16 protein-coding genes are annotated in these 16,589 nt (G+C 67.1%); 2 read left to right on the plus strand and 14 right to left on the minus strand.

Annotation, left to right across the window (positions count from 1 at the left end; all coding sequences use genetic code 11):
• Window positions 1-84 precede the first annotated feature (84 nt).
• The 8 genes from BP26_RS0105425 to BP26_RS0105460 form a co-directional block, all read right to left on the minus strand.
• On the minus strand, window positions 85-552 hold the full coding sequence (locus BP26_RS0105425; RefSeq protein WP_245611717.1) for a CoA-binding protein: 468 nt from the start codon (window positions 550-552) through the stop codon (window positions 85-87).
• A gap of 47 nt (window positions 553-599) precedes the next feature.
• Window positions 600-3,149 (minus strand): DUF1329 domain-containing protein, encoded by a 2,550-nt coding sequence (locus BP26_RS0105430; RefSeq protein ID WP_029919560.1) that lies wholly within the window; start codon window positions 3,147-3,149, stop codon window positions 600-602.
• Between the two features lie 138 nt (window positions 3,150-3,287).
• Window positions 3,288-4,061 (minus strand): energy transducer TonB, encoded by a 774-nt coding sequence (locus BP26_RS0105435; RefSeq protein ID WP_029919561.1) that lies wholly within the window; start codon window positions 4,059-4,061, stop codon window positions 3,288-3,290.
• A 2-nt stretch (window positions 4,062-4,063) separates the two neighbouring features.
• The gene (locus BP26_RS0105440) at window positions 4,064-4,486 is read right to left on the minus strand and encodes an ExbD/TolR family protein (protein WP_029919562.1); all 423 of its coding nucleotides are present in this window, start codon (window positions 4,484-4,486) and stop codon (window positions 4,064-4,066) included.
• A 13-nt stretch (window positions 4,487-4,499) separates the two neighbouring features.
• On the minus strand, window positions 4,500-5,051 hold the full coding sequence (locus BP26_RS0105445) for a MotA/TolQ/ExbB proton channel family protein (protein ID WP_084182833.1): 552 nt from the start codon (window positions 5,049-5,051) through the stop codon (window positions 4,500-4,502).
• Entirely contained in the window at window positions 5,041-7,206 is a 2,166-nt protein-coding gene (locus BP26_RS30525; RefSeq protein WP_084182834.1) for a DUF3450 family protein, read from the minus strand. The genes BP26_RS0105445 and BP26_RS30525 overlap by 11 nt, the downstream gene beginning before the upstream one ends.
• A gap of 83 nt (window positions 7,207-7,289) precedes the next feature.
• The gene (locus tag BP26_RS0105455; RefSeq protein ID WP_051748385.1) at window positions 7,290-8,084 is read right to left on the minus strand and encodes an alpha/beta hydrolase; all 795 of its coding nucleotides are present in this window, start codon (window positions 8,082-8,084) and stop codon (window positions 7,290-7,292) included.
• A 2-nt stretch (window positions 8,085-8,086) separates the two neighbouring features.
• Entirely contained in the window at window positions 8,087-8,869 is a 783-nt protein-coding gene (locus tag BP26_RS0105460) for an SDR family oxidoreductase (RefSeq protein WP_029919566.1), read from the minus strand.
• Window positions 8,870-9,018: 149 nt separating this feature from the next.
• On the opposite strand from BP26_RS0105460, the gene BP26_RS0105465 reads away from it, so the two are divergent.
• Window positions 9,019-9,387 (plus strand): rhodanese-like domain-containing protein, encoded by a 369-nt coding sequence (locus tag BP26_RS0105465; RefSeq protein WP_029919567.1) that lies wholly within the window; start codon window positions 9,019-9,021, stop codon window positions 9,385-9,387.
• 63 nt (window positions 9,388-9,450) lie between these two features.
• On the opposite strand, the gene greB is transcribed toward BP26_RS0105465, so the two are convergent.
• Both greB and BP26_RS0105475 read right to left on the minus strand, forming a co-directional pair.
• A complete protein-coding gene (greB, locus tag BP26_RS0105470) occupies window positions 9,451-9,924 on the minus strand; it encodes a transcription elongation factor GreB (protein ID WP_029919568.1) in 474 nt (157 codons plus the stop codon).
• Window positions 9,925-9,955: 31 nt separating this feature from the next.
• Window positions 9,956-10,819, minus strand: a complete 864-nt coding sequence (locus BP26_RS0105475) for an SDR family oxidoreductase (RefSeq protein ID WP_029919569.1) — start codon at window positions 10,817-10,819, stop codon at window positions 9,956-9,958.
• A 162-nt stretch (window positions 10,820-10,981) separates the two neighbouring features.
• Here BP26_RS0105475 and BP26_RS0105480 point away from each other — a divergent pair, with 162 nt between their 5' ends.
• Complete coding sequence (locus BP26_RS0105480) at window positions 10,982-11,542, plus strand: hypothetical protein (RefSeq protein ID WP_029919570.1); 561 nt, start codon at window positions 10,982-10,984, stop codon at window positions 11,540-11,542.
• A 77-nt stretch (window positions 11,543-11,619) separates the two neighbouring features.
• Here the strand turns inward: BP26_RS0105480 and BP26_RS0105485 are convergent, their stop codons facing one another.
• The 4 genes from BP26_RS0105485 to BP26_RS0105500 all read right to left on the minus strand — a co-directional run bounded on the left by BP26_RS0105485 (window position 11,620) and on the right by BP26_RS0105500 (window position 16,448).
• The gene (locus BP26_RS0105485) at window positions 11,620-14,349 is read right to left on the minus strand and encodes an MMPL family transporter (RefSeq protein WP_245611718.1); all 2,730 of its coding nucleotides are present in this window, start codon (window positions 14,347-14,349) and stop codon (window positions 11,620-11,622) included.
• 9 nt (window positions 14,350-14,358) lie between these two features.
• The gene (locus BP26_RS0105490; RefSeq protein WP_084182835.1) at window positions 14,359-15,153 is read right to left on the minus strand and encodes an outer membrane lipoprotein-sorting protein; all 795 of its coding nucleotides are present in this window, start codon (window positions 15,151-15,153) and stop codon (window positions 14,359-14,361) included.
• A 28-nt stretch (window positions 15,154-15,181) separates the two neighbouring features.
• Window positions 15,182-15,973, minus strand: coding sequence for an outer membrane lipoprotein-sorting protein (locus BP26_RS0105495; RefSeq protein WP_029919573.1), 792 nt, complete (start codon window positions 15,971-15,973; stop codon window positions 15,182-15,184).
• 196 nt (window positions 15,974-16,169) lie between these two features.
• Complete coding sequence (locus tag BP26_RS0105500; RefSeq protein WP_029919574.1) at window positions 16,170-16,448, minus strand: DUF1244 domain-containing protein; 279 nt, start codon at window positions 16,446-16,448, stop codon at window positions 16,170-16,172.
• Window positions 16,449-16,589 lie beyond the last annotated feature (141 nt).

A 16,589-nucleotide genomic window follows, 5' to 3' on the forward strand; every position in this document is an offset into this window, starting at 1 on the left:
ACCCGCACCGGATCCGATGCGAATGATTCGCCCGGAGCGGAGCAAGGGTAACGCATTCCGCCGCCCTGGCCCCGGCAATACCGTTCAGCGGCCGATGAGACGGCGGTGCTCGACCATCAGGCAACGATCCTGCACCACCTTGATACCGGCGCGCGCCAGCCGCTCCGCCGCTTCCTCGTTGCGGATTCCCTGCTGGAACCATACCGCCTCCGGGCGCTTGGCCAGGATGTCGTCGACGTGGGCCGGAATGTCCTGCGGCCGGCGGAACACGTCGACCAGGTCGATCTCGCCCGGGATATCGACCAGCTTGCGATAGACCGGCTGCTCCAGGATGTGCGTGACTTCCGGGTAGTACACCGGCACCGGAACCACGTCCAGCCCCACTTCCACCAGGTAACGCGGCACATAGAACGCCGGCTGGTTGGACTGCATTTCGGTCTTGATACCCAACACGGCGATGCGCGTGCTGGCTTCCACGATCTGGCGGATGCCCTGGACACTATCGATCAGATTCTGCCGCCAGTCTTCCATTCCGCCCATATCCGATGGCATGCCCCACTCCTGTTCCGAGTCAAATCCCGCAGCCTGCAGCATACGCCTCAATGCACGTAACGCCCCTGTACCACCCCCGGCAGGAACTCGCCTTCCTTCATCGGCGTGTTGTACACCGGCGGTGAATCCTCGGCGAACAGGCGGTTGACGAAGTAGCGCCCTTCCTTGAGATCGTAGGTCACCACCGGCGCGCAGTTGGCGGTCTGCACATCGTAGGACGGCAGCAGGTGCCCTTCCTGGAAACGCCAGGGCTTGCCGGCGGGGTCGTAGTTGTCCACCAGCACCACGTTCCAGCTGTCCTCGTCGACGTAGAACAGGCGCTTGCCGAAGCGGTGGTTGTTGCCCGGCCGCAGCGTCGCCTCCACCACCCAGACGCGGTGCAGTTCGTAACGCGTCTGCGCCTGGTCGAAATGGCCGGGCTTGAGCAATTGGGCGTACTTGATGCTGCCGTCGCCCAGGCGATAGCTGTTGTAGGGGATGTACAGCTCGCGCTTGCCCACCAGCTTCCACACGTAGCGGTCGAACAGGCCGTTGTACATGTCCACCATATCGATGAAGTAGACGCCGCCCGAACCGGGGAAGGGCTGGTCGTAACCCACCGGCGGAATGCGGAACATCTTCGGCACGTTGGCCGGCACCACCCAGATGCCGCGGGCATCCTTGAGCTGGTTGGCCGTCTCGTGCACCAGGGCGAGGAAATCGAAGCCGCCCCTGTCGCGCCCGAACCAGGTCAGGTAATAGAGCAGGATGTTGTGCTTGGCGATATCCACCGGATCGCTCACGTTGCCGTAGCGGTAATAGACCCGCTCGCTCTGCTTCAGGTACTGGATGGAGCCGCTGCTTTCCACCACCGCCTGGCTGGACTGCGAGGTCACCGTGTCGCCGCGGTAGCGCAGCCGGTGATTCCACAGCACTTCCACACCGGTCTGCGGCTGCGGGAAAGGAAAGCCCAGGTGCGCGTCGGCGATGGAGTCGGCGGCGATGGTCCTGGACTTGCCGTGGTTGGCCTGGGTGGCGGTATAGATCGCCTGCGGGTAACTCACCGTGCGCCGGGTCTGGTACACCGGCATGGTGTAGTCCGGGTACTTGGCGAACAGCGCCTTGTAGCCGTCCACCAGTTGCCCCGCGTATCTCTGGTAGTTGGCCGCGGTGATGGTGAGCTGCGGCCTGTCGCCCGGGAAGGGATCGGCCAGCTTGCCGCCCGGCTTGTAGGCGGCCGGCCACTGGCCGCGGGTGAGACCGCCGGTCCAGGGCGGGATGCTGCCGTCGGCGCTGCCGGCCTGCTCCGCACCCACCGGCGTCAGGCCGCCGCTGCCGGAAGCCGCGCCCGGCGCCACCGCCGGCGGCAACTCCGGCTGCGCCGCATCGTTCACCGCCACCGGACCACCGAGCAGGCCGGTGGCCAGCGTCGGTGCCGAGGTATCCCGGGCACGCCGCTGCGCCGCGGCGGTGAGCGCCTGCTCGCGTGCCTGCCCGGATTCCAGGTACTTCACCCACTGGTTGGCCAATGCCCGGTTTGCGGGGAAACTGGCGGCATCGCGGAAAGCCTTGGTGGCGCCGTCGACATCCGCCTGCTGGTATAGGGCTACGCCCAGGGCCATGTAGGCCGGGCCGGACTTGCCGCCCATGGAAATGCCCTGCGACAGCGCCTGCGTCGCATCGCGGTATTCCTCGCGATCCAGGTGCATCTGGCCCAGCTGGAGATACAGCTCGCTGCCGGGCTTGGCACTGACCGCGTCCTGCAAGGCGGGAATGGCCAGGGAAGACTCGCGCGCCTGCACCCACAGCGCCGCGAGGTTGCGCAGGTTGTCGGGGCTGCGCGGCACCTTGCCCGCCTCCATCCAGCCCTTGAGCAGGGAGCCGGCCTGGAACGGCGCACCGATCTGCGCGGTGAGACCCACCAGCTGCATGCGCTGCTCGGCGGTCTCCAGATAGCCGAGGCGGCTCGCGACTTCCATCGTCGCCTGCGCCCGCTCCTTGTCTCCGCCCTTGAGATACAACGCGGACAAGCGCATCCAGTCGTCGCGTGCCGAGGGCTGGTCGCGCACCACCGTTTCCAGCACCTGCGCCGCTTCCTTGTCCTGGCCCACACCGACATAGGCGGCATACAGCGCCCGGCGCCAGCTGATGTCCGGCGCGCGGCTGGCGGCCACGCCCTTCTGCAACGGCGCCAGCGCCTCGCGGTAGCGTTGGCCGCGCAGGTAGGCGGCACCCAGCGCGACCAGTTCCTCCGGGCTCAGGGCGGCGCCGGACTTGTAGCGCGGCTCGATCGAAGCGATCACCGTCTTCGGATCGCCGCTGCCCACCCGCAGCTGTGCCAGATCGTTGCGCATCTGCTGCTCGGCCGGCCCGGACAGGCCGTGCTGGTCCAGCGCATCCTGCAGGTACTTCGCCGCCGCCGCGTAATCCTTCTTCTGCGCCGCCGCCGCCGCCAACTCCCGCAGCAGCATGGCCTTGGCGTAGGGATCGGTATTGGTCTGCAACTGCTTCTGGATATCCTGCGGCTGCTGCGCCGGCTCGTTCGGGCCGACGCGGGTCTGGCTGCGGTATTGGTCAGCGATTGCCGGAGGCAGAGTCAGCGTGAACAGAAGCACCATCGCGCCGGCAACGCAGTGGCTGGTGATTAGTGGCCAGTGACTAGTGAAAAGAAACGATCGTGCCCGGCACCGACGGTCTGATGCATGGGCTTTGGCTTTTACTGGCCACTGGTCACTAATCACTGGCAACTGTTTTCCCTAACGCCAGTTGTACTGGCAGTCGGCCGGATCCATCGGCACGCGCTGGTCCACTTCGCGGGTCTGCTTGGACTCGTTGTAGATCCAGTTGGAGATGCTCTCGATCGCCGCCGCCTCGTACACCCCGCGCGGCTGCGCATCGACGATCTTGACGTTGCTGACGCGGCCGTTGGGCATCACCGTGAACACCGCCTCGACCCAGCCGGCGATCTTCTGCTTGCAGGCCCACTCCGGCATCTGCGGCCGCGCCGTGGACAGCGGCACCAGCTCCTTGCCGGAGAAACCCTGGCCCGAGCCGAAGCCGCCTCCCCCGCCGCCGGTCCCGTTGCCGTTGCCATTGCCGCCGCGCCCGGCAAAGCCGCCGAACACGCCGGAACTGCCCAGCCCCAGCGAGGTGCCCAGGTTCACCGGTCCACCGCCGACGGCGATCTCCACCGGCGTCGGCGTGATCGAAATCGAGGGCGTGGCGATCGGCGGCAGGTCGGCGCGCGCCAGCGAGGGCGGCGCCGCCGGCGGCGGAGGCGGTGCCGCATCGGGCGCGGCCGGCTCGTCCTGCGGCTTGTCCTGGTCCTTCTCCAGCTTGACCATCTGCACGCCTTCCACCGGGGCCTGCACGGCGCCGTTACCCTCCGGCGCGCGGATCATCCAGCGCATCAGGATCACCAGCAACAGCACGATGGCGACGGCCAGCAGCGGAATCAGCACCCAGCGCAGGCGCTCCACCGCCGCGCGGGGCGGCGGCCCGCGGCCGGCGGCTGCGGCGGAAGCGTTCATGTTCAGCGCGTGCCGGGCCCGGTGGCCGGCGTGGCGGCGATGGCGACATCCTCGATGCCGGCCAGCTTGGCCTGGTCCATCGCGTCCACCACCAGGCCGGTGCGCGCATCGCGGTCGGCCTGGATCACCACCGGCGCCTTCGGTTTTTGTGCGCGCAGGCGTTCCAGCGTGGCGCGCAGCAGGCGCACGTCCACATGCTGGCGGTCGACCACGATCTCGCCCTGCGCCGAAATGGCGATGAAGATGCTGCTGTTGTCCAGCTTCACCGCGGTCTTGGCGCTGGGCCGGTTGACCTTGATGCCGGCCTCGGTGACGAAGGCGGTGCTGATGATGAAGAAGATGAGCAGGTTGAGGAAGAAGTCGAGCATCGGCGCCAGGTCGATGTGCACGTCTTCCTGCTGATGGGTATGCCGGCGGATTTTCATGTGGGCAGTCTCCCTATTCCGGCAGCAGCAGGTCGGGCAAGCGCTCGGACTCGACCTGCACGCGCGAGCTGAGCTGCACCGAGAAGAACAGGCCGAACAGGCTCACCACCAGCCCCGCCAGCGTCGAGATCATGGCGTGCGAGACGCCATAGGCCATGGCGCGCACGTCGGACTGGCCGACGGCCGTCATGGCGTCGAACACCTCCAGCATGCCGGTGACCGTGCCGAGCAGGCCCAGCAGCGGCGCCAGAGGCACCATCACCCTGATCAGCGGCAGGGTCGAACTCATGCCTATCTTCAGCTCGGAGATCAGCTGCTCGCGGATGCGGTGCGCGTGCCAGGAGCGGCGCTCGCGCCGCTCCATCCACGCCGCCAGGCGATGGCGGAACTCGCCCGGGTGAATGCGGGCGAAGTACCAGTAGCGCTCCAGGATCAGGGTCCACATCACCAGCGCGGCGAGCAGGATCCACTTCAGCACCCAGCCGCCGAGGTGGAAGAAATCCCCCACCGACTCGAACGGCGCGGAGAAACCCGCGGCGAGCGCCTCGCCGAGGCTACCGAACATGCTGCTGCTCCAGCCGCGCCGCCAACATGCCGGCGCTCTGCTCGTCGAGGATCTGCACCAGGATGCGCGAGCGCGCCGCGAGCACGCTGTTGATGAACAGGATCGGAATGGCGATGAGCAGGCCCAGCACGGTGCTGATCATGGCCTGCGAGATGCCGCCCGCCATCACCTTGGGATCGCCTGCGCCGATCTCGGTGATGACCTGGAAGGTGATGATCATGCCGGTGACGGTGCCGAGCAGGCCGAGCAGCGGGCCGGCGGCGACCACCATGCGCAGGAACGGCTGGAACCGCTCCAGTTTCGGCGTTTCGCGCAGCACGGCCTCGGAGATGCGCGTCTCCAGCACTTCCGGATCGTGGGTGGCGGTGTCGTCCTTGAGGCAGGACAGCACGCGGCCCAGCGGGTTGTCGCTGGAGGGCGCGTTGAGATTGCGCAGCTGCTGGTTGATCTTGCCGCCCACGGTGAACAGGTAGGCGAGCTGGAACAGTGCCAGCGCCGCGCCGATGATGCCCACCAGGATGATGACGTAGCCCACCACGCCGCCCTGGTTGATGCGCTCGATCAATGAGGGGCGCTCCGCCGCCAGCTTGAGCAGGGTGCCGTAGGTGGGATCGATCGGCACCGGCGCCCAGCCGCTGCCGGCGGATTCGAAGGAACTGGCCAGGCCGGTATCGAAGTTCTGCCGTTCCGCCACCTGCAGGCGCGCGCCGGTCTGCACCACCAGGTAGCGTCCGCCGGAGAAAGCCATGAAGGGTCCGACGCGCGTTACCTGCATGCGTCCCGGTTGGCCGTCCTTGCCGATCACCTCGGCCTCGAAGCGCGCCACCTTGCCGTTCTCGGTCATCTCCTGCTGCAGCGTGTACCAGAAGTCCTCGAGCTGCTTCGGACTCGGCAGGGTATTGGGGTCGGCCAGGGTATCGAGCAGCTTGAGGCGTTCCGGGAACTGCGCGCTGACGTAGGACTCGGCGATCTCGTTCCTGAACTGCGTCGCCGCCTCGCGTACCGCCGCATAGGACTGGCCCAGCTCACCCGCCTGGGTCTGCAACTGGCTCTTCAGGTCGGCGATGGCCTTCTGGTTGGCCTCGTAACGGCTGCGGATCGCATCGGACTTGCCCTGCGCCGCGCGCTGCTCGGCTTCGGCCTGCGTCAGCTGCGCCTGCTGGTCGGCGCGATTGCGGATGAAACGCTGTTCGCGCTCCTGGTCGATGCGCGCGTTCTGCTGCGCCGAATCACGGATCTGCTTGAGCAGTTCGTCCACACCTTGCGCCGGGGCCGCCTGGGCCGGCGGCACCAGGGCATCGAGCAGCTCGCGCCCCACCCTGCGCACGGCCAGCTGCCAACCCGGCGTCAGCGCGGCCTGCGGCTTCGCCGCGGCCGTGGCGGCGGGCACCGGCAGCACCAGCACCTCCGGCGCCGCGGTTTCATGGGCGATCTTCAGCCCTTCGCGGATGGCGCTGCGGTAACGGCCCGAAATGCCGATCCATTGCTTCGCCTGCGCATCCCAGCAGCCGGCTTCGGCACCGTCCAGGCTCAGGTAGTAGAGCGCGACGCGGCCGAGGTGCAGCACGTCCACCACCTTGGTACCGCCGCCGAGCTGCAGCTGCATGCGCTCCGCGCCGAAGCTGCGGCCGTAGTCGGCCTCGATCTTGTAGGCTTCCAGCATGCGGCGGTACTTCTCCGCCTGCGGCGTGCCGGCATCGCCCATCAGGCGCTTCAGCGCGCCGACGCGCTCGCGCCGCTCCTGTTGCAGGAACGGCAGGTCCAGCGCGACGAAGCGGTCGAGGCTGTCGAGCATGCGCAGCAGCAGCGGCGTCAGGTCGTGCGAACTGCTGCCGAACTGCTGCAATTGCTGCTGCAGGGCGGCGCGGTCCCCATCCTGGGTGGCGAGCAGCGGCCCGATCTGCTGCACGTAGACGTTCAGCTGCTGCGTCTGCCACAGCGCGGCGCGGTAGCGTTCGAGCAGGGCGCGGGTCTGGTCGTCGAGCTGGTTGATCTGCTGCTGCGCCGCGCCGGCGGCGCGGTTGGCCTGGACCGTGGCATCTACTGCCGGCGAGCCGCCGCCCTGGGCGCCGGCGGCGGCGCTCAGGCCCAGCAACAGACCCGACAGTAGGCCCGGCATCCATCCCGCAACCACGGCGCTGCGCGCTCGTTTCATCGACCTGCTTCCTCCGTCGCACTCGAAACCCGGCACGTCGACCGCGGCCGTGGTTCCCGATCTTCGATCTTGACCGACTACGTTCAGGCGCGCATTGGCAATCCGCGCGCCGCCCGTTGTTCGTACGGCAACAGCCAGCCGGCGATCTCGCCGGCCATCTCGTCGGTTTCCCCGTCGTCGATGACCCAATGGCCTCGTCCCGGGTAGTACCGCAGCGTGGACCGCGCGTAGCGGGCCGCCACCTTGCGCGCCACCGCCGCCGGCACCAGGTGATCCTGTCCGGCGGCAACCACGTAGACCGGGCAACGCACTGCGGCCGGCTCGACGCGGCTGGCGTGCTTGCGATCCAGCTGCCAGAAGGCGATCTCGAACACGGCGCGGCCCGACTCTTCGACCATGCCGGCATGGAGTTCGTTCTGCCTGGGCGGCGGCAGGCCGTTGAAGACGCTGGCACGGGCGCGCGCCAGGCTCGGCTTTTGCGGCTTGCGCCAGAAGCCCGGCCGCCCCAGCACGCTGGAGAACGCCAGCAGCGGCCGCAGCCGCACCGCATTGATGCCGGCGGGCGAAGCCGGGGTCAGCAGGACCAGGGCAAAGGCATCCACCCGCGGCGCCAGCAACTGCGCCAGCAGGCCGCCCATCGAATGGCCGACCAGGATCGGCGGCTGCTTGAACCGCCGTTCCGCGACGTATTGCTCCAGGTAGCGTACATAGTCGAGCAGGCTCAGGCCGCCGACCTCCTCATGCCTGACGCCGGCCTCATGCGCCGGCAGGTTCGGCACATGACACTCGAAGCCGCGGGCACGCAGCGAAGCCGCCAGGCGCGACAGGCTGGCACTGGTGCACCACATGCCGTGAATCAACACCACCGGATGCGACACGATCAGTATCCCGAAACGATTTTTGTGGAAAGGCGGTTGAGCCAGGCCGGCGAGCACTTCTGCACGAAGGCGAAGGCCTTGGTCTGCCAGCCCGGGTACCAATGCACGCGCGGCCACCAGCGCCAGTGCGCCGCGCGCCAAACCACCCGCGCGATGTCGGCGGCGCTGAGGAGTACGCCCAGGCGGCCGACGCTGGCCGGAGGATTGGCCACGTTGTTGACCATCGGCGTGGCGACGAACAGGGGCAGCACATCCATCACGCGGATGCCGTGCCGCGCCCACTCGATGTTCAGGGCCTCGGTCAGGCCGCGTACCGCGAACTTGGTGGCGGAATAGCTGGCGAAGGCGGGCGCGCCGTAGATCGCCGATGCCGAAGCCATATTGATCACCTGCGCCCCCGGCGTGCGCCGCAGATAGGGCAGCGCGGCATGGCAGCCGTTGATCACCCCGCGCAGGTTGACCTCGACGATGCGGTGATGCCGCGCCAGCGGGATGCTCTCGAAATCACCGGTGGCGAGGATGCCGGCGCAGTTGAACAGCAGGTCGAGCCGGCCGCCCGCAGCCTGGAAGAATTGCTCCAGCGCGGCGGCGAAGGCCTCCGCATCGCTGGCGTCGAGCCGCCCGGCGACGCAGCGCTCGGCGCCGAGCTGCTGCCGCAGGGCCTCCACCGCGCCGTCGGCCACGTCGTAGAGGCCGACGAGCCAACCCCGCGCCGCGAACAGTTCCGCAGTGGCGCGGCCGATGCCCGCGGCGGCACCGGTAATGAAGATCGCTGGGCGGCTCATGAAAGAAGGATTTTGCTTGTTGTGCGGTAATTTAGCCGAGCCGGGAGGAGCGTGTCATGTTTCGAGCGTGACGCAAATTGATTGACGACAGGCCCTGGCATTTCGAGTAAATTTCCCGCATCGACAACAACCGCTCAACGGAACACCCCATGGCCTCGACCCACCCCCCCGGTTTCCTCTCCCTGGTCACCGACGCCCGCGGCCGCATCAAGGAAGTGCAGGCCCGCGAAATCCCTTCCATCCTCGCCGCCGACCCCAAGGCGCGCCTGATCGATACGCGCGAAGAAAGCGAATTCGCCGCCGGCCACATCAAGGGCGCCGAATGGCTGGGCAAGGGCGTAATCGAACGCGACATCGAGGCCAAGCACCCGAACAAGTCCGAGCCGCTTTACCTCTACTGCGGCGGCGGCTTCCGCTCGGCCATCGCGGCGGACAATGTGCAGAAGATGGGCTATACCAACGTCTATTCCATCGACGGCGGCTGGCGCGTGCTGAAGGACATCCTGCCGGTCGAGTAAACGGACGCTGCGCTTGAATGACAAGACCATAGGTCGGCTCAAGCGGAGCGGGGCCCGATTGCACTAAGGCTGGTAGCGCACCGAAACGATGCTCAGGTGCACCTCGCCGCCCGGCAGCTGCGCCGTCACCGCCTCCCCCGCCTGCTTCTTCAACAGCACCCGCGCCAGCGGCGAGTCCACGCTGATCCAGCCGCCGCGGGCATCGGTTTCGTCGCCGCCGACGATGCGGTAGACCCTGATCTCCCCTGCCTCGTCCTCCAGCTCCACCCAGGCGCCGAAGAACACCCGGGCCGGGTCGGTCGGCGGCTTGTCCACCACCTTCAGGTCCGGCAGCCGCGTCTGCAGGTAGCGCAGCTTGCGGTCGATCTCGCGCAGTTCCTTCTTGCGGTAGATGTACTCCGCGTTTTCCGAGCGGTCACCCTCGGCGGCGGCGGCACTGAGGGCCTTCACCACCTCGGGCCGGCGCACCTTCCACAACTGGTCGTGCTCGTCCTTGAGACGCTGGTAGCCTTCGGCGGTGATGTATGGCGAGCTCATCGGCGACAGCTTAGCCGATGCCGCATCGCCCTCAACTCACCGAGGGCAGGTTCTCCGGCAGGAAGAAGTCCGGCATCAGCTCGGATTCCTTGGTGCCCGGCACCGCCACATATTTGGAGAAATCGCGCACGCCGGCAAGCTGGTGCAGCACCACGTCGTCGATGCAGAAGTTGCCGCTGAACTCGCGCGAGGGCTGCGTCAGGATGACGTGCGCGGCGTCGGCCATGATCTCCGCGGTGCGGCTCTTCTTCATCAGGGCGTCGCCGCCGATGAGTTGGATCGCCGCCGTGGCGATGCCGGTGCGCGGCCACAACGAATTGACGGCGATGCCGTCGCGGCGGAACTCCTCGGCCCAGCCCAGGGTGCACAGGCTCATGCCGTACTTGGCCATGGAATAGGCCACGTGCGGGCCGAACCAGCGCGGACGCATGTCGAGCGGCGGCGACAAGGTCAGGATGTGCGGATTGCGCCCGGCAGCCGCGCTCTTCTGCAGGTGGGGAATGCACACCCGGCCGCTGAGATAGGTGCCGCGCGCATTGATCCCGTTCATCAGGTCGTAGCGCTTCATATCGGTCTGCAGGGTGCCGGTGAGGCTGATGGCGCTGGCGTTGTTGACCAGGATGTCGATGCCGCCGAAATGGTCCACCGCCTGCTTCACCGCCTCGATCACCTGCTGCTCGTCGCGGATGTCGCAGAGGATCGGCAGGCCCTTGCCGCCCGCCTTCTCGATCGCCTCGACCGCGGTATGGATGGTGCCGGGCAGCTTGGGATGCGGTTCGGCGGTCTTGGCGGCGATGACCACATTGGCGCCGTCCTTCGCCGCACGCAGGGCGATGGCCTCGCCGATGCCGCGGGAACCGCCGGTAATGAATAATGTTTTACCCTTCAGACTCATCTTCCGCTCCTCATGCTTCACGTGGCTTGTCGTCAGGCACAGTCTAGCCGAAGCCATCGGGTATTCGGTCTTACCATCCTATGCGACAGGTAAAGCCCGCACCGGGCCGCCGCCCGAACCGGCATAATCCTTCCTTTCTCCCCCAGATCGCCTCCCGGGACAATGAAACGACTCGCCTGCCTCGCCCTGCCCCTGCTGCTCTGCGCCTGCGGCGCCACCAAGATCCGCTCCGATGTCCCATCCACCGCCAACTGGCACGACCTGCGCGTCAAGGTGCAGGCGCACACGCCGGAAGACAGCGCGCAACTGGAAGATGAACTGAAGCACACCGGCCTGTTCACCAACTTCGTGCCGTCCGGCGCCAACGACGCGCCCGCCGACCTGGTGATTTCCGCCGTGGACGAACGGGTCATCGGCAAGACCACCGGCCCGTTCTGCTTCAACTACGCCTTCTCCTACCTCACCGCCGGCATCGTGCCGGAGATCTGCGACCAGCAGTACCAGATCGACATCGACGTCACCGCGCCGGCCAGCGGCCGCGCGGCGCAATTCCAGGCGGAGCTGACCCAGCGCCGCTTCATCGGCCTGTTCGGCGCCATCACCTCGATGTTCGGCGACTGGCACTTCTTCGGTGCGCAGCCCGGCAACCCGGTGCTGGCGCGCAGCGCCCTGCTGGACCAGAAGCCGCAGATCGACGCCCTGCTGAAAAGCAGTGGCCAGTGACTAGTGGTTAGTGATTGGTAAAAACGCCTTGCCTTGGCTTTTCACTGGCCACTAATCACCAGCCACCAACCACTGCCTCACTGCACCAGCGCCGTCATCCTCGCGATCCGCTCCGCCTGGATGCGGTTGAGATTGCGGTAGATGGTGGCGGCAATGCTCGGGTAACGCACGCGCAGGCGCTCCAGGTCCTGCGAGTCGAAGCGCAACAGGCGCACCGTGCTGAGCGCATCGACGCTGGCGGTGCGGCGTTGGCCGAAATACCCCGCTTCGCCCATCACGGCGCCGCGGCCCAGGGTGGACAGCACCTTGCGCTCGTGGTTGCGGTCGATCACCACTTCCACCGTACCGTCGATCACCACGAAGACGTCGCGCGCCAGATCGCCCTCCTGGATGATGCGCACCCCCGAGGGCACCTGTTCCAGCCGCGACATCAGGGCGAACAGCCGCGCCTGGCGCAGGCTCAGCCCGGACAGCAGCGGAATGGTGTGCTGCGGGCTGCGCCCCAGGTCCAGCCGCAGCATGTCCCACAGGGTGACGATGCGCAGGCGAGAGCCCAGCGCCGGCGTCAGCGTCATGTCGGCAACCCAGGCGCAGAACAGGGTCCAGGCGGCCAGCGCGCCGAACTGCACCTGGTTGCGCAGCTCGCTGCCGGTGAACACCAGGAAACCCAGGCATAGCGCCGCCGTCGCCAGGGTGATCGGCCGCAGCACCGCCGACAGCGCCGAGCGGATCGCCCCGGCCTCCCCGCCCTGCTCGCGCGCGTCGGCGTTGAAGCGCGCCAGGAAGTGCACGGTGTCGTTGACGGCGATGCCGAGCACGATGCAGGCGATCAGGCTGGTGGTCGGGTTGAGGCTGATGTGCAGCAGGCCCAGGGTGCCGAAGTACACCGATACCGGCACGATGTTCGGCAGCGTGGCGATGAGCCCGGCGCGCATCGAAGTGAACATCACCGACAGCAGCGCCCAGATGGCGACGGTGGCGATGGCGATCGAAGCCAGGTGGCCGCTGGCGATGGCGGCCACGGCGCGGGTGGCGATGACGGTGCTGCCGGTGGCCTGGGCCTGCAGCGGCGGCGGCAGGGCGTCGAGCTGCTCGTCCAGGCGCTTGAGGAAATCGCCGATGGCGATGGAGCCGTCGACGTTGATGCGCACCGTGATCACCGCGCTGCGGAAGCGCGGATCGACCACGCGCTGGATGGCGTCGCCGCCGCCGAACACCAGCAGCTGCTTCACCGCGGCGGCGCTGTCGGGAATGGCGAAATAGGCCTGGTCGTTCTGGTTCAGCGCCTTGTTGAGCAGCTTGAGGTGGTCGATGTAGGACACCACCGCGCCGACCTCGGGCTGCTGGTGCAGCCAGTCCTCCAGCTGCTCCAGCGGCCGCATCTGCACCGGGTCGGTCAGCGCGTCGTTGACGTGGGTGTCGACATAGATGCTGACCAGGTTGGCGCCGTTGAAGGTGCGGTTGATCGCCTCGAAGTCCTGCCGCACCGGCGAGTTCACGCCGAAGCTCTGGATGAACTCGGTGCCGGTGCGGATATGCGAGGCGAAGTAGATGTCCACCGGGATCAGCACCAGGGCGATGGCGATGATCTGGCGGCGCCAGCGCGTGTCGAAGTTGGCCAGGCGCACACCCCAGGCGGCGAAGATGCGCTCGCCGATCGGCGGCGCCTCGCGCGAGCTGCCCAGGGCATTGAGCAGCGGCGGCATGAACACCAGCGTCAGCAAACCGACATAGGCGGTGCCGATGCTGGCCAGCAGGGCGAAGGAGCGGATCGCCGGCAGGGGATTGAGCAGCAGCGACAGGAAGCCCACCACCGTGGTCGCGCCGGACAGGCTCAGTCCGGTAACGATGCGGTTCATCACCCACTCCGCCCGCTCCTGCGAGCCGGCCAGCGGAATCATCTGCCGCGACAGGAAGTACGCCGACAGCAGGTGGATGGTATAGGACAGGCCGATGGTGATGACCAGCGGCGGCACGATCGCCGTGACCAGGTTGAACTCGATATGCAGCAGCACCGCCGTGGCCACGGTGAAGGTCAGCGCCAGGCCCACCGTGAGCAGCGCCGCCACCATGGCGCGGAAACTGCGGTAGGTCACCAGCAGCAGCAAGGCCACCAAGGCGAACACCGCCGGCACCGTGAAGGCCAGGGTGTGCGACAGCGCCGCGGCGGTGGCGGCACGCACCGGCAGGGTGCCAGTGATGCGCACCTCGCAGCCCGGCGCCACCTCCGCGGCGGCGGCGCGGATCTTCTCCGACAGCTTGAACGCCGCGTAGTGCGCCGGGTCGTTGTCGCCGAAGGACAGGGCGAAGGCGGCGCTATGCCCGTCCGGCGAAACCAGGGTGCCGCGATACAGCGGATTGGCCGCCAGCTGTTCCGGGAACTGCGCCACCTGGCCCGGATCGGTGCGCGCCTGCTCGGTGAACGAGGTGATGGAGACATCGTCGCCGGAAGCCATCAGGTTCGGCGCCGTAGCCAGCGAGAACACACCCCGCACGCCCGGCAACTGGCGCAAGATCTGCGTCAGTTTGGCGATCTTCTCCAGGTTCTCCGCGGTGAAGACGTTCGGCTCGAAATGCACCGCCACGATCACCGGATCGTCCTCGCCGAAGGTCTGCCGCACCTTGGCCAGCACCGCGCGGTCGGCGTTCTGTGCCGGCAGCAGCGCCTCGGCGGAAGGGTCGACCTGGAAGCGCGGCTTCAGGGTGCGCGGGTCGACGCACAGCACCACCGCGCCTGCGGCCAGGACGAAGACCAGCACCAGCAGCAGGCGCGGATGACGGGACAGGCGTGCGATCCAGGCGAACACGGTTGTTTTCTATTTGCCCAGGTAGAACAGCCGCGGATCGAACAGGCGCGTGGGCAGCTCCTCGCTGCTGCTCACGTCGAGGATGCGCAGCAGCGTGGTGGTGCCGTCGCGCAGGTCATGCATCTGGCCCTGCGACAGGTACCAGTAGACGCCGGACTGGCGCAGCGCGGCGGCCGGCGCGGTGAATTCCTTGCGCACCGCGCTGCCGTCGTAGAAATCCGCCTTGAGGGTGACGCAGGTCTTCTGATCGATCCAGGTACGGATGGCGCTGTAGCCGGTTGCCCCCGCCTGGGCCTTGAACGAGATGACGTGGACCGGCCGTTGTTCGATCTGCTGCGGCGCTTCCAGCGTTGCCGCCGGCACGCCGCCGAAACCGTTCTCGAGCTGTTTGAAGTCGACGTAGCTGAAATTGGTGCCGAGCATGGAGTCATAGCCGGCATCGCCGATGACCCGGCGCACCCGGTTGACCGAGGGCAGGAACACGTACATCTCGTCCTCCGCGCCCGGCTTGCCCTCGCGCACCAGCCAGGCCGCCCCGGCCAGGTAATCCGGAACGTCGATGTGCAGCATGGCGCGGATCAGTCCTTCGCTGCCGGCATACTTGTCGCGCATCGCGTACAGCCGTCCCTTCAGGATGCGCGTGGAGCCGCTGCGGTCGGTGTTCTCCAGCTCGATGTGCTGCACGCGCAGGGTCGGCGGCAGGTTCGCATGCATGCAGTCGAAGATCTTCTGCAGGGCCTCGTCCGCGCGCGCCGGCATCGCGCCCAGCAGCATCAGCCCGCACCACTTCCCCAAGCGTTTCATGTCTTCCCCCGCCCTGCCGGACCGCCCGTCAATTCCCCAGGTAGAAGGAATGCGGGTCGAAATAGCGTGTTGCAAGGTCGGTCCCGCTGCTCACGCCGACAACCTTGAGCCGGGTGCTGGTATGGTCCTTGAGATCCTGCATCAGCGCCTGCGACAGGTACCAGTAGTTGCCGGACTGCTGAATGGCCGAGACCGGCGCGCTCAGTTCCTTGCGCGGCACATCGCCTTCGAAGAAGTCCACCTTGAGCGCCACGCAGGTTTTCTGGTCGACCCAGGCGCGCAGCAGACTGTAGCGCGAGGACTGGTCGGCCTTGGGCTTGAAGGTGATCACATGCACCGGGTGCTGCTCGATCTGCTCCGGCTTTTCCAGCTTGCCGTCGGTATCGCCGAAGGCGTTCTCGATCTGCTTGACGTCGTTGTAGCTGAAATCGGTGCCGAGGAAGGAGCCGTCGGCGCTTGCCCCGGTGATGCGCCGCACCCGGTTCATCGCCGGCAGGAACATGTACATCTCGTCGGCGTGATCGTCGGAGGCGGTTTCCCGCACCAGGTAGGCGGCGCCGGCCAGGTCGGTCGGCTCGGCGATGTGCACCATGGCGCGCAGCAGACCCTTGTCGCGCATGGCGAAGAGCTTGCCCCGCATGGTGCGGCTGGCCCCGGCGCGGTCGGTCGCCTGCAGCTCGATCTCCTGGATACGCAGGGTCGGCGGCACATTGGCGCGCATGCACTGCAGGACTTTATCGACGGCGGCCTTGTCCCCCCCCGGATCGGCCCAGGCCGGCAGCGCCAGCAACATCAAACCCCACATGGCATAGCCGCGCATCGTTCCCCCTGCCTGTTACCGGTCTAGTAATGCAGTGAATCAGGCTTTGGCGTTTTTATCAAAGCCCCAGCCATACCTGACCTGTGCACAGAATGATGATTGGGGGCTTCCCTCACCCCGCCAATCGCTCCGCGATCGGCCCTCCCCTCTCCCGTTACACGGTAGAGGGGTTTTAGTCGGCGGCTACGCCGCCGATTCATTTGGCTGCCGCCTTCTGCTCACCGCTCGCTTCCTTCTGGTACAGCTTCTTCCATTCGCCGTAGGGCATGCCGTAGACGCGCTCGCGGGCGGCATCGTCCGCCACTTCCACCCCCGCCTCGCGCGCCGCCTGGGCGTACCACTTCGACAGGCAGTTGCGGCAAAAGCCGGCCAGGTTCATCAGGTCGATGTTCTGCACGTCCTTGCGGCTGTCCAGGTGTTCCAGCAGGCGCCGCAGTACCGCGGCGTCGATGCTGTCCTGCTTTGCTGGGTCCATGATGCCTCTTCTAAGAGCCTGTAACAGAATGAATCGCGCCTGCGACGGCGGTCATTTTTGCGCAGTGCAAGTCGGACAGAGTGCGGCATGGTGATTCCATGGTGCGCTCTGGCCGGCGCAGCAATGCGAAAAAATGGCCCC

The organism is Nevskia soli DSM 19509, assembly GCF_000711955.1.
Lineage (GTDB): Bacteria > Pseudomonadota > Gammaproteobacteria > Nevskiales > Nevskiaceae > Nevskia > Nevskia soli.

Coding starts and splice junctions, on each gene's coding strand:
- BP26_RS0105445 (WP_084182833.1), bottom strand. CDS start 5,051: ATGTTCGGTAGCCTCGGCGAGGCGCTCGCCGCGGGTTTCTCCGCGCCG.
- BP26_RS0105490 (WP_084182835.1), bottom strand. CDS start 15,153: ATGAAACGCTTGGGGAAGTGGTGCGGGCTGATGCTGCTGGGCGCGATG.
- BP26_RS0105430 (WP_029919560.1), bottom strand. CDS start 3,149: ATGGTGCTTCTGTTCACGCTGACTCTGCCTCCGGCAATCGCTGACCAA.
- BP26_RS30525 (WP_084182834.1), bottom strand. CDS start 7,206: ATGAAACGAGCGCGCAGCGCCGTGGTTGCGGGATGGATGCCGGGCCTA.
- BP26_RS0105495 (WP_029919573.1), bottom strand. CDS start 15,973: ATGCGCGGCTATGCCATGTGGGGTTTGATGTTGCTGGCGCTGCCGGCC.
- BP26_RS0105475 (WP_029919569.1), bottom strand. CDS start 10,819: ATGAGTCTGAAGGGTAAAACATTATTCATTACCGGCGGTTCCCGCGGC.
- BP26_RS0105500 (WP_029919574.1), bottom strand. CDS start 16,448: ATGGACCCAGCAAAGCAGGACAGCATCGACGCCGCGGTACTGCGGCGC.
- BP26_RS0105460 (WP_029919566.1), bottom strand. CDS start 8,869: ATGAGCCGCCCAGCGATCTTCATTACCGGTGCCGCCGCGGGCATCGGC.
- BP26_RS0105440 (WP_029919562.1), bottom strand. CDS start 4,486: ATGAAAATCCGCCGGCATACCCATCAGCAGGAAGACGTGCACATCGAC.
- BP26_RS0105435 (WP_029919561.1), bottom strand. CDS start 4,061: ATGAACGCTTCCGCCGCAGCCGCCGGCCGCGGGCCGCCGCCCCGCGCG.
- BP26_RS0105465 (WP_029919567.1), top strand. CDS start 9,019: ATGGCCTCGACCCACCCCCCCGGTTTCCTCTCCCTGGTCACCGACGCC.
- greB (WP_029919568.1), bottom strand. CDS start 9,924: ATGAGCTCGCCATACATCACCGCCGAAGGCTACCAGCGTCTCAAGGAC.
- BP26_RS0105480 (WP_029919570.1), top strand. CDS start 10,982: ATGAAACGACTCGCCTGCCTCGCCCTGCCCCTGCTGCTCTGCGCCTGC.
- BP26_RS0105425 (WP_245611717.1), bottom strand. CDS start 552: ATGCCATCGGATATGGGCGGAATGGAAGACTGGCGGCAGAATCTGATC.